General features: G+C 35.6%; 6 protein-coding genes and 1 pseudogene. 6 read left to right on the plus strand and 1 reads right to left on the minus strand.

The features are described 5' to 3' along the window. Positions 1 to 184: 184 nt before the first annotated feature. The 6 genes and pseudogenes from UtA1_RS06165 to UtA1_RS17800 all read left to right on the plus strand — a co-directional run bounded on the left by UtA1_RS06165 (position 185) and on the right by UtA1_RS17800 (position 12,231). The gene (locus UtA1_RS06165) at positions 185 to 1,894 is read left to right on the plus strand and encodes a phospho-sugar mutase (RefSeq protein WP_096550391.1); all 1,710 of its coding nucleotides are present in this window, start codon (positions 185 to 187) and stop codon (positions 1,892 to 1,894) included. Between the two features lie 338 nt (positions 1,895 to 2,232). Continuing rightward, positions 2,233 to 3,588, plus strand: a complete 1,356-nt coding sequence (locus tag UtA1_RS06170) for a serine/threonine-protein kinase (protein ID WP_172597837.1) — start codon at positions 2,233 to 2,235, stop codon at positions 3,586 to 3,588. A gap of 265 nt (positions 3,589 to 3,853) precedes the next feature. Continuing rightward, complete coding sequence (locus UtA1_RS06175; protein WP_016839608.1) at positions 3,854 to 5,506, plus strand: S-layer homology domain-containing protein; 1,653 nt, start codon at positions 3,854 to 3,856, stop codon at positions 5,504 to 5,506. A gap of 457 nt (positions 5,507 to 5,963) precedes the next feature. After that, positions 5,964 to 10,364, plus strand: a complete 4,401-nt coding sequence (locus tag UtA1_RS17080) for an S-layer homology domain-containing protein (RefSeq protein WP_172597838.1) — start codon at positions 5,964 to 5,966, stop codon at positions 10,362 to 10,364. A gap of 251 nt (positions 10,365 to 10,615) precedes the next feature. Next, positions 10,616 to 11,666: pseudogene (locus tag UtA1_RS06185) on the plus strand (tartrate dehydrogenase). A gap of 262 nt (positions 11,667 to 11,928) precedes the next feature. After that, positions 11,929 to 12,231: a macro domain-containing protein gene (locus tag UtA1_RS17800; RefSeq protein WP_269471059.1), complete on the plus strand. Its 303-nt coding sequence runs from the start codon at positions 11,929 to 11,931 to the stop codon at positions 12,229 to 12,231. A gap of 319 nt (positions 12,232 to 12,550) precedes the next feature. Here UtA1_RS17800 and UtA1_RS06195 read toward each other — a convergent pair whose 3' ends face one another. Further along, a complete protein-coding gene (locus UtA1_RS06195; RefSeq protein WP_096549658.1) occupies positions 12,551 to 13,675 on the minus strand; it encodes an IS4 family transposase in 1,125 nt (374 codons plus the stop codon). Positions 13,676 to 13,787 lie beyond the last annotated feature (112 nt).

A 13,787-nucleotide genomic window follows, 5' to 3' on the forward strand; every position in this document is an offset into this window, starting at 1 on the left:
AATCTAATGGTCTCGAAAAAGGAGCGAATTGTGAAAACGAAGCGTTTTCCAATTTGCTCTTTCATTTTTATTAAAATCAAACTATTTCCTAATTATGGTAAAAACATTGGCTTTTTAGTTGATCTATGCCATAATTAAAAGCATGAAAATGAAGGTACAATTACGTTATTGAGTAGGTGTCAAAATGAACGTGATAGCACTTTATCAACATTGGAAAAATGAAGACTTGCCGAATTATTTAAAAGAAGAACTGGAGCAAATTGCAGAAAATTTTGCTGCGATTGAGGACAGGTTTTATCAATATTTATCCTTTGGGACAGGAGGGATGCGCGGTATCCTTGGTGCAGGTACGAATCGCATGAATATCTATACAATTCGTCGAGTTGCTGAAGGGCTAGCTTGTTATATCGATTCTCAAGGGGAATCAGCAAAACGCCGGGGAGTTGTGATCGCTTATGATACTCGGCATTATTCTTATGAATTTGCGTTGGAGACGGCTTGTGTTTTAGGGGCTCATGGAATTTCTTCTTATCTATATAAGGAACCGCGGCCAACACCACAATTGTCCTTTACTGTTCGAGAGTTACATGCCTTCGCAGGTGTTGTGATTACGGCGAGCCACAATCCAAAACAGTATAATGGTTTTAAAGTGTATGGAGAAGATGGGGCGCAGTTAGTTCCATCAGCAGCGAAAACAATTGTGGATCATATGGAAAAGATTGAGGATATTTTTGCGATTGAAGTGGCGTCTGAAGATAAATTAGAGAAGCAAGGTTTATTGCATTGGATTTTAGAAGAGTATGATGAAAAGTATTTGGCAAATTTATTGACGTTAAAGAATCGACAAGACTTAGCTCTCGGGTTAAGCATTGTGTATACCCCGTTGCACGGGACAGGTTTTGTACCAGTAACAAAGGGATTAGAGGCATTTGGATTTACAAATATTCATGTAGTAGAATCTCAGGCAACTCAAGATGGTTCGTTTCCAACAGTTGCTTACCCGAATCCTGAAGAACCTGCTGCTTTTAAGCTAGCGACGGAGTTGGGAGAAAAAGTTGGGGCAGATTTGTTATTGGCGACCGATCCAGATGCCGATCGCCTCGGTGTTGCTGTTTGGAACGGGGAGAAGTATGAGCTTTTGACAGGAAATCAGCTTGGTGCTCTATTATTACAATATTTATTAGAGACGAAGAGAGAGCAAGGCACTTTGCCGGAAAAAGGCGCGATGGTGAAGACGATTGTAACTTCAGAAATGGGTACTGCGATTGCGAAGAAATACAATGTAAAGACTTTTGACACATTAACTGGATTTAAATACATTGCTGAAAAAATTGCGGAGTTTGAGAAAACGGGAGAATATACATTTATACTTGGATATGAAGAAAGCTACGGTTATTTGATTAAGCCATTCGCTCGCGATAAAGATGCCGTACAAGTAGCGATTCAGGTCGCTGAAATGGCAGCCCATTATGCTACGAAAGGAAAAAAATTGTCGCAAGTGTTGGAAGAGTTATATGGGGAGTTTGGTTATTATCGTGAGGCTCTAGTGTCAAAAGTGTTTGAAGGAAAAGATGGACAAGAGAAAATGATAGCCATTTTAGATGGGTTGCGTAAGGATTTACCAAAGGAAGTTGATGGCGTGCCGGTAGTAAGGGTGGAAGATTACTGGAAGAGTTTGGCGTATTTGGTGGACGGCACTACTGAGCCATTAACTTTGCCTAAGGAAAATGTATTGAAGTTTGTGTTGGCAGATGACTCCTGGGTAACAATCCGTCCATCCGGAACTGAACCAAAATGTAAATTCTACTTTGGTGTGGTGAAAGAAAGCAGAGAAGCAGCGGAAGAGTCGCTGGAATCCTTAGTGAGTGCTTGGCATCACTACTTGGCGAGATGAGACAGAAAGGTGTCTGAGTAAGACCCTATCACTAAACATTTTTATAAGGATAAAAAACGGCATAAATTCTTATCACACAAGAATTTGTGCCGTTTTTCTCATAATTGGTCTACCTTCTTTTACACTTATGAATAGAATATCCCTAATTATGAATAAAAGAATAAATGTAGTATGAACTTGATATACAATTATTAAATAATGATGAAATGGTAATGTCCCTGATTCTTTTAAATTTTCATGTTGATCAAGTGACAGTACAGGATCACAATATATTAATAATGCATAAGTGGAGTTTTCTATTTAGCAATACATTCTTAATACTTTCAGAATTGTTTAAATTGAACCATGAAAATAAAATCCCATTAAAGGAAGAAGAAGCCATGTTATGCGAACTACAATATGAAGATATGATTGGTGAAAGCGCAATTACAATTGTATCAAGATATGTTGATGAGAATGGTCACAAATACGCTGTTAAAAAATTGAAGAGGGAATTTAAAAACGATGAAGCAACTGTAAAAAGATTTAAAAGAGAAATTGACATATTGCATGCTCTAAAAGGGGAACCACATATCGTTCCATTAATAGCCTATAATGAAGATGAACTGTGGTATATCATGCCTTATGCAGAACAAAATTTGCAACAATATATAACAAGTAATCATCAACTCTTAAATATTGAAACACGTACCAATATTTTTGAACGTATTCTTGATGGAATATCAATTGCGCATTCTAGAAGTATATTACATCGAAATCTAACTCCACAAAATATTTTATTAATAGATGGGGAATGGTACATCAGCGGCTTTGGGGTAGAAAAGGATTATTCTAGATTTTCTCAAGGTGGATATTGTTCTGGAACATATTATTATGCAGCACCAGAACAAGTAGATAAATTAAAGGATGCAACTATTCAGAGCGATATATATTCCTTAGGGAAAATATTATACTTTATTCTTACAGGAAGAGAACCAAGCAATTTGCGTGATGCTCCATCAGCATTTAAATTCGTTATTAAAGGTGCAATTTCTGAAAAAATAGAGGATCGATTTGAAAATGTTTCGGTTTTAAAAAAGGAATTGCTCAAATATAAGATGCTGCAATCAAAGTTCAGTTTTTTTAATTTGGATCATATGACTGTGAGGGAATATTTAACTCAAAAAAGCGGTGTTGAGTCAAAAGAACTTTACGAAGTTATTATGAAATCAAATATATATGATCATGTTTATTACGATTTTATCGAGCCTATAATAAACTACTTCGATAATATAAGCGAAATATCAAAGTTTGTATCAGATATAGGAGAAGATAAAGCGCTAAAATTTATAAAATTGTTTATTCAAAATCTTAACCATTGTTATGCACGAGTAGGATGGCCATTCAGTGCAATGAACTCATTTGGTTATTTCCTCAACAGATTTTTTAAGGCTGTACCACAAAGTTCTGCTATCCAATTGGAATGCTTAAAAGAAATGTGGGAGTTAGCTTCCTATCATGATCAATGGGCTATACAAGATTTAATCATAGATATCATTACAAAAAATCAGGTGCCTGCAGAAATAGAAGAAGAATTTGCTTACTATATTTTAAAGAGAGGCATGTATTTTGTTAAATTGAACAAGTTAAACGCAAGTAATATACATTCGCGTAACATTGCAAAAGCAATTCAGTCAGTAAAAGTAAGTATATGAACTTGCTAAAAGTTCAAAACATTCTAGGTACCATCTAAATGAGTACCTTGCACTATACAAAAAGTAACTGGCACCAGGAATGAAGCGCCAATCATAGAGATGCTGAAAACTGTGTTTCTCACAAGAAATGTTGGGCACCATCATAAAAATGCCTGGTAGCTTTTCAAGGCATATAGGACCATATTTGAAAATGGGTCTACCAAACAATTCCTCTATTGTTAACATTATACCTAGAAAACACAATTAGGTAGGAGGAGGAATTGCGTTGAAAAAATTATTGCAAGTTTTTACGATGGTAGCTGCACTTATATTTACGATAAGTACAGCTTTTGCGGCAGAAAACGAGCCAAATGACTCTATATCCCAAGCAAAAGAACTTAAGTTTGAAAATGGCCGAGCAGTTGTGAATGCAAACATCGCAAATTTAAATGATAAAGACTTTTATAAAATTACCCTAAATCGAGCAGGGAAAATCGAAGTAGGGATGACAAATATTGAAAAAACCCAATTTCGCGTAACGCTTATCAATTCATTTAATAAAGAATTGGAAGTATATGAAACAAAAAGTGCTCCAAATCAAGGAGTAGAAACGCTATTCTTCCAAGGATTAGATAAAGGAACGTATTATATAAAAGTTGAACACTTTAAAGGCGATAGCACAAATGCGCCATATACATTAAGAGTTAATTATACAGCAACAGATCTTGTGGAAAAAGAAGATAACAATGATCGAAATAAAGCAAATCCTATTTTACTCAATACAACGTATGCAGGTTGGGCAGATCCAACGAGTGACTTCTATTCTTTCAAGCTAGCAGCAAATAGTGAGGTAAAGGTGAACATCACTCAATCGCCTAAAACGAAATTTGAAGTGTCTTTGTTAAATGCCAATGGAAATCCAATAGAAACTTGGGAAACTTCTTATGCTTCCGGTACAACAACAATTATCCATACTGGGCTACCAGAAGGAACTTATTATTTAAAAATCCTTACTAAAGAGGGAGATTTAAATAATATCCCTTATAACTTCACTGTGAATTTCAGAGCGGATGCGAATTTTGAAAAAGAAGTGAATAATACCCCATCTACTGCCAATGAGATTGAGTTAGGCCAATTTGCAAAAGGGGTATTAAGCACAAATCATGATGTAGATTACTATCGCTTATATATTAACGGGCAGACAAATGTCGATGTGTATATGACTCAATCTAGTTCAACAACTTTTAAATTAGAAATTACAGATTCATTAGGAAAGGTTCGTAAAGATTATTATTCTACTAAAGGGAATGGTTCAGTTGGAAAAGTTGGAAACCTAGATTTAGTACAAGGTTTCTACACAATTAAAGTATCTCATTACCAAGGGGAAAACAATAAAGTTCCGTATACTTTCAGAATTGCTGATAGCAACATTTCGATAGAGAAATTTAATGATTATGAAGCAGGAGCATATTGGGTGCCAGCTTTTGAATGGGGCATTCAAAACAAAGTCATCAAAGGGGATCCAGTAACAAATCGTTTAAATCCAAATCAAAATATTACGGAAGCTCAATGGCTAGCGATGTTATTAAGATATGCGTTGCCACATGAGGCAAAGGATTCGCCGAATGGGAACTGGTATGACACATATTATCAAATTGCGGTAAGAGAAAAAATTGAAGTGAGCAAAAAGCCGAACGAGCCATTGCGTCGAGGTCTTGTAGCGAAAATGTTAGCAAAAGTTTACACAGGTCAAAATATGTCAGAGGAAGAAGCAGTAGATTGGATGTATAAAAATAAAATTACGACAGGTACAAATGTTTCTAAACCACAAGATTATTTGAACTTTAACCCTGCAGGCAACTTGACGCGAGCACAAGCGATTACCTTTATGCATCGCCTTAAAAGAGAAGGTATTGAACCGAGATTAGGAAAGTATTAATGCTAAAAATCAGAGTGGATTGAGGAAAAAGATGTTTCCCAATCCGCTTTTTTCTTTGGAAAAAATAAATGGTTGAAATATTACATTACTGTTAAGTATTAATAAATAATTTGGTTGGTTTAAAATTAGCTAAATAATAATGTCAAATAATTAATATTGTCATAATTGGAAAATTAAACTAAAATATATAATCAGCGGTAGATTTTCAATTATTGGAAAATTAATCAGAAAATCTCCCTTACCTATTGGTTATTTGTTAGTAATTTGGTTCTATATTACTCGAAAATATCCATTGATTAAGATGAGTGGTAGTGAAATAAGTTGTTATTTATATTTTAAGAAAATATATTATTAGTAATTAATAATTATTTCTAGATTCATAGATTATAGGTGATAAAATAACTTTATTTCTTAATAAAGTTATTTTAATATAATATTTTGTAAAGGAAGGATAGGGATGAAGAAAAAATCGTACAAAAAGTACTTTAACGCTACACTTGCAACAGCGGTTGTAGCATCTGCTGCAGTGGCAGCACCAAATGCAGAAGCAGCATCTTTTCCAGATGTGAAATCATCTGATTATTTCTACGAAGCTGTCAAAAGTTTATCAGAACGTGGAGTAATAAAAGGTTTCCCAGATGGTACTTTCAAACCATATCAAAGTGTTACACGTGGACAAGCAGCAAAAATAATTGCTGGTGTATTAGGTCTTGATACAGTAAATGTAACAAATCCTGGATTCTCTGATGTTTCTACAACTAATGAATACTATGGTGCAATTGCTGCTTTAGCAAATGCAGGTATAATCAACGGTTATTCAGATGGGACTTATAAACCAAATGCACCAATTCAACGTAATCATATGGCAAAAATTATAGCGAAAGCATTTAATATAAAACCTTCAGAAGAATCTGCTACCCCATTTATAGATTTAACAATTAAAGAATATGTTCCTTATATTAATGCCTTATATGAACATGGTGTGACAAAAGGAAATACTGCAACAACTTTTGGAGGAACATCCAAGGTTACACGTGGCCAACTCGTAACTTTTGTAACACGTGCAGAATCTATTAAAGATAATGCTGGTAAAATCATTACATTTAAGGTTGAAAGTATAACAGATAGTAAGGTTCAAACTACTGAAGGAACATTCACGTTTGCATCATCCCTCAATTCTATTTTCAACACTTCTAATGCAATAGCATTAAAAGATGCTGAAATTAAAGCAACAGTTGTGGATGGTAATATTACATCCATTTCATCTATAACGATTAATGCTAAAGGTACAAAAGACAATTTAGTAGTATTTAATGGTGGAAAAACGACAGTAAATGGAAATGTGACTGTCAATGGAGATTATGTTGTATTAAAAAATGTCACAGTAAACGGCAATGTTACTTTGAGTAATAAAGTGACAAACTCCTTTGCTTCAGAAGCAATAACTGTTAATGGTACGCTTACAGTTCTAAATGAAAATAATCAAGTAGCTTCTACGCAATTCTTTGCAGCTTCAAATTCCAATATTAGTATCACATTAAAACAATCTTCTATTAAAAGTTTAATTGTTCAACGAAATGGAGTTTCGATTACATCCGATACAAAACTTTCAGAAGTCCAAGTAAAGGATAACGTTTCTTCCATTGAGCTAAATAGTGATGTTGAAAAGTTGACAATTCTTTCAACTTCACATTTAGTGGTAAGTGGAGCGGGTAAGATTAGTGAATTTGTAATTAGTGATAAAAATATCAAAGTAGAGTTAGGTAAAAATGTAAAAATTACAAAATTAATTATGCCGGATGGTGTCGAACTAAAAGATATCATTAGCAATTATAATAATGTTGCAAATAATATCGAATCAGTTGTAGATGCTAATGGAAATAATATTGGAAAGTCTTTTGTCAATAGTTCATCTTCTTCATCTAGCAGAACTGATAGAGGAAATAATCCGAACCCTAAACCGAATCCGGAAAATCCAAATCCTGTACCACCAGAAATTGTGTATGATGGTCCAAAACAAATTACAGTTGAATATGGTGGCACGGTACCAGAATTAAATGTAAAAGCGAAAAATGAAAATTCGAAATTAACAAAAGAAATTCGTGATCCAAACGGCAATGTAGTACAAACAATCGATACAACATTACCAGGTACTTATACAATTATTTATACGGTAACGGATGATTCTAATAATAAGGTATCTTTGGAAATATATGTTACGGTCCTCGGCCAAATAATCAAGCAAAAATTAGGGGTTAGTGTTTATACATTCAATATCAATGAACCAACAACAATTGATTTCCAAGTTAACTACAATGGAAAGAAAACTGAAGATGGAAAATTAGTGTTGTTGAAAAAAGTAAATGATAAATATGAGATTTTAAAAGATGTTAACGATAATGAAATTTATCTATACGATAATGGTAATCAATATAATAATAATGATTTACTCCAAGGAGACGGAATATACAATAACCGTGTTGAAATCAAAGTTATTGAATCAGGTCCTATTACTATAGTTGCAGGTGTAAAAGAAGGAGATAGTTGGAAAGAAGTAAGTACACCGACAACAATTCTCGCATTGCAACCTATGACAACTGAAGATGCAGCGAAAATTATAAATATCAATTCGAGTGTACAACATGCAATCAGTAATTTAGATTTAAAAAATAAAAATAAGGAAGAAATAATACAAGAAATTGTAAAAGTGATTCAAGAATCACCTGAAGAAGTTGCGAAGGTTTCAACATCCGACTCTGCTGATTTCGTTTGGTATGCATTAAAATCGGGTGTATTAGGTGCTATTACGATCCCTTCTGTGAACAAACAAGACGAAAACTTAGCAGTATTAAATTCTGTCAGCTTAGAACCATTTGCTATAAAATTACTGGCTGATAATCCAACATCTTCTACTTCAATTACAGCTGGTAACCAACGAGTTGTCATTTACTCTACAAGCAAGGATAGTGCAGGTGTTAAATTAGCTAAAGAGTTGGAAGAAAGCAGTAACATTTCATTTACTGTTGAACTATTTGTCGGTGAAGATGCCAATGTGGAACAATTTAAAAAGATGTTCTCTTACGGTACAATCATTTTCGATACTCTCGGTGCGGCATTATTTGATGATGAATTCTTCAAAGATGAGAATAAAGGAGAAGAGTTTAAATATTTAAGTGATTTATTCGATGGCGAAAAACAGGTTTTAATTTTAACTGGTGAAGCAGTTACTGAGGAATCGCTGCAAAAATATAACGGAGACTTGAAAACAGGAAGACTTGTAATTGTGGATGGATATTACGCAATTACACCTGCATTTGTTAAATTTTATGGTGAAATTGATCAATTGCCAAATTCCCTTGTATATGCCAATACTGCGCAAAGTATAACGAATGATACTTTAGCTAATCAATTTATACACAATAATGCAGCAGCATATGTTGGCGTGAAAGAAACTACTTCTCCAGATACAATAAATTATGTCTTTGAAAAATTAGTAAATGAAAACACATTAGAAGAAGCAATCAGTGAATTTGAAGACCAAATTGACTACAAAGGTTCAGCTTCATTTAAATATACAAAAGAAATACCTTTATCAAACGGAAATCTTGAAAACGGTAAAAAATCGTGGATTAGTGGAGGACACTTTGATACAATTTCACAATTAGGATTAAATAAACATCCGGATTGGATCACTATTAAACCTTATGAAGGTAGCATGATGGGAATTATTTCATCCGGAGTAGATGATACTGCTTTGGATGGTAAGTTAAGTTGGATTTACCAAACATTCACAGTACCTAAAGATGTCAATGTATTGAAATTTGATTATAATGTAGTGTCAAATGAACCGTTTGAATGGATTAATAGTATATTTGATGATAAATTCAAGGCAACAATTGTAGAAGGAAAAGTGAAAGAGCCCAAAAATACTGATTTATATGGAGATAATTGGATAGAATCTGTGACTGTAGATGAGAATGAAACGATAATAGCCTTTGAATCGATTAATTCATCAGATTGGGGCATTGGAAATGAACGTCGTGTAGATGCTAAATTCCCAGATGGTGACGAAACTATTTATATGACTGGATGGAAGACGTTAACTTATGATATTTCCAAATACCAAGGAAAAACTATCACACTAAAATTACAAACTTGGGATGAAGGCGACGCAATTTATCCAACGGCAGTGCTTTTTGATAACGTTCGTCTAACAACTTCCGAGATCAAAGGACTTGGCATTACTGGCGTGAAAAATGCGGTGATTCCTTATTCAGGGGTACAAACATATCAATTAAATGCTGTACCTATCGATCAATTTAACCATCCAATTACAGGTGAAATCACTTTAGTAAAAGATGAGAACGGTTATTATCAACCAAAAATTAAACAACATGGTACATTTAGCTTGAAAACACCTGTAGAAGGCGTAACGATTAATCCAGAGACCGGATTGTTAACGATTTCCAATAAGGTAACAGCAAATTCAGTAACGGTTGTTGCAGAAGGAGAAAAAGGTAAAGCCGAACATACAATTCAATTACACAAACAAACAGATTCGGACAAATACGATCATGAGATAGAAGTTGAACAACTAAATAATAAAGAATTAAAACTGACTTTTAGTCCAAAACAATTGGATTGGCAAGAATTGGATTTAAGTAGCATTACTTCTGTTTCAATCGTGAATACAGAGAATGATAGTTTACAAGTGTCAGAAGCGGTTGATGTAGAGGGTTATTCTTTAATTCTTACTTTCTCAGAGATACCCGAAGACTATAATTTAATTACTTTAGAAAGTCAAGGCACTACTCTTGTTATATTTGAAAAAATAAATGATAAATGGTTTATATTATAAGGTGCCTGGCACCATTAAGGGCTACCGCTATTTTGCGGTGGCTCTTTTTTGTGCCCGGCATGGGTGTATTTTATAGGGGCAAATCCCGAACCGTGAAGGGTGAGTGAACGGAGACTTTCAGACAATCAATAATGCTCCTCTATTAAAGACTTGGGAGAAAATTTGGAAAGTTTTTGATAAAATGAGAGAAAACTTTTTACTTGATTTGGTTTGTTTACAGTTATTCATTCCATATGATTGGCGGGGATAAAATGAACATACACGAAATCGCAGTGATTCCAGGGGATGGAGTCGGGAAAGAAATAGTACCTGAAACATTAAAAGTACTGGATCGATTGGCTGGACTTCATGGAGGAGTAAAATTTAAATTTACTGAATTTCCATGGAGCTGTGAGTATTATTTGGAGCATGGTGAAATGATGCCTAAAGACGGTATTGATACTTTGAAAAATTTTGAGCAAATTTATTTGGGGCAGTGGGAAATCCTCAATTAGTGCCGGATCATATCTCGTTATGGGGGCTTTTGATTAAAATTCGACGGGAATGTGAGCAAGTCATTAATTTACGTCCGGTAAAAAGCCTTAAAGGAGTACCTTCCAAATTGGCGAACGCGGCCTCTTTTGATTTTCTCGTTGTGAGGGAAAATAGTGAAGGGGAATACAGCGAAGCCGGTGGCAGTATCCATCATGGGGAGGATGAAATTGTCATCCAAAATGCGGTATTCACTCGGAAAGCAACAGAAAGAGCGATGCGCTTTGCATTTGATTTGGCCATGAAGCGCAATAAAAAGGTGACAAGTGCGACAAAATCAAATGGAATCGTCTATAGCATGCCTAGGTGTTCAGTGAAGTGAGCAAAGATTATCCGAAAGTTGCGACTGAATCCAATCATATCGATGCATTGGCAGCCTTTTTTGTTTTGAAGCCCGAGCAGTTTGATGTGATTGTCGCAAGCAATTTATTTGGTGATATTTTAACGGACATCGGTGCTGCGATTATGGGAAGCATCGGCATTGCTCCTGCCGCAAACATTAATTGGAATGGAAAATATCCTTCGATGTTTGAACCGGTTCACGGCTCAGCCCCTGATATTGTTGGAAAAGGGATTGCCAATCCAATCGGACAACTGTGGACGGCAAAAATGATGTTGGACCACATGGGGTACGAGGAACTAGGGGCACATTTAATGAAAGCCATTGAAGAAACAACAGCATCAGGAATAAAAACGCCGGATATCGGCGGAAAAACGACAACAGCTGAAGTGATTGATGAAGTATTGAAGTGCCTGGCACCCAACTGTTAATATCGTCACAAAAACTGTCGATATCGTCACAAAATCTGTCAATACTGCTACAAAACCTGTCGATATCGCCACAAAACCTGCAAAAATTTCAAAATCCTTATGTCTCAATTCAATATCCAGGGGGAGATTGTATGTCATTCCAAATCGTTCAAAAGGATATCACGACAATGAAAGTGGATGCGATTGTCAATGCGGCTAATTCGAGATTGCAGATGGGCGCGGCGTATGTAGGGCGATTTTCCGAGCGGCCGGTGCGAAAGAGTTGCAGGAAGTATGTGAGCGAATTGGGCATTGCTCCGTTGGAAAAGTGGTCATTACGGATGGATTTCAATTGCCGGCAAAAAACATCATTCATACGGTAGGTCCTGTTTGGCAGGGAGGGAACCACAATGAACCGGAATCCCTAGCATCCTGCTATACGGAATCATTGAAACTTGCAAAGGAGCACGGCTGCCAATCCCGGTCATTTCATCAGGAATCTTTGGCTATCCTAAAAGGGAAGCGCTGGAAGTTGCCGTCGATTTTTACAGGAAAACGAAATGGATGTTTACATTACGGTTTTTGATGAAGAAATGGTGCAGATTAGCAAAGAATTGCTCAAGAATTTATGATGGCTCCGGAATGTAACATGCCAAATGCTCCCTAAGCCCAACCATTTTCACAATTCTCCATCCGCTACTAATACATTAAAAAGGGAATTCCTTTTGCACCAGGAATTCCCCTCATTTACTAATATGATCACTACCGTCGCATAAATGATGTCTGAATTTTCAGTTTTATTTTTTCTGGACTTTAGAGAAAAAACGAAAACACCTAAGCGAGGGTAGTAAACATCCATTTTTTTACTATAACCTATGACTTGTGCAACAACGACTGGCAAACCTTTATGGGACGCCGTTTCCTTCGATTTTTCGTAACCAAATGTGAGCGGATTTCCACAAAGAAGCCTTCAAATAGCGACTAATTTGTAAGTAACTCCGTTCGCTATTCGTGTTCAACTGAGCTAAAACATTCAGACAGTACACTATCATGGCTACGTACACTTGATTATGTACAGCTTGTTCACTGTGACCAAAAAACTTTTTAATGTTCAGGTGCTGCTTCATCCATTTGAAGAACAGTTCAATCGCCCAGCGTGACTTGTAGATTTCAGCGATTTCAACTGCACTTAAATCAAAACGATTTGTCAGTAAATGAAGCTCATTTCCTTTTGTATCATGCAATTTGAGTAAGCGAAACACGTTTTCAGAACGATTTTGTGGTGTCCCAATGACAACCATTTCATCAGAGAATATGGGTGAATCTTCTGGTAACGAAAAGGATTCTAACACTCGGACAACAGCGTTTTTACGCAAACGGGTCACAAAGAAATAGCCATCTTCCGTCATTTGATCAAAGCGCCCATAATCCAAGTAACCACGATCAAACACGTACATGCATTCTTTGTCATCCACGAATACTTCTAGTTGACCACGATCATGTTCGTTGGCATTCGTGAGTACGGCTTTATCTGGATAGGAGAGTCCTTTTTCCATAAAAACAAGTCGTAAGTGAAGCTTTACTCCTGATTTTGTTTTTCGAAACTCTGCCCACTTATGATTGGTCAAATTAAGCGGTAATGTACTCGAATCAATGATTTTCAAAGGCGTTGTCACTTTTCTTCTTGTTTGGAAATTGGTTTTCCGATGAATTTGTGCCACTAAATCGAGAAAAATCGATTGAAAGAAAACCGTTGGAATGGCGTTGATTCGTCTCCCTAACTGTGAAAAACTAATCGATTCCAATCCCGTTGCTCGTTGTAATTCTTCTAAAAAGACAGCGTCACTCAACGCCCGTAAACTCTCGGTTTCATGGAGTTGGGCATACAAAAGCAGTTTCATAAATGAAGCCATATAAAGCTTCTTGGTATAGTGATTTAATTGATGTGTTTTCACTAGGTCGTCAAATAATGGACGATTAATCGGTGAAAACCATTGTTCAAATGATGTTTTTCGTGTATACTTATCCATGGTTTTATCCTTTGTATTGGATTTGGATGGTTTACTACCACCCAACCATTATAAAGGATTTTTTTGTGTTTAGATTATATTTCAGAAAATTCGGTTTATTTGAAGGTGTTAA

Source organism: Ureibacillus thermosphaericus (assembly GCF_002370195.2).
GTDB classification, from domain to species: Bacteria; Bacillota; Bacilli; order Bacillales_A; family Planococcaceae; genus Ureibacillus; species Ureibacillus thermosphaericus.

Coding starts and splice junctions, on each gene's coding strand:
- UtA1_RS06165 (WP_096550391.1), top strand. CDS start 185: ATGAACGTGATAGCACTTTATCAACATTGGAAAAATGAAGACTTGCCG.
- UtA1_RS17080 (WP_172597838.1), top strand. CDS start 5,964: ATGAAGAAAAAATCGTACAAAAAGTACTTTAACGCTACACTTGCAACA.
- UtA1_RS06195 (WP_096549658.1), bottom strand. CDS start 13,675: ATGGATAAGTATACACGAAAAACATCATTTGAACAATGGTTTTCACCG.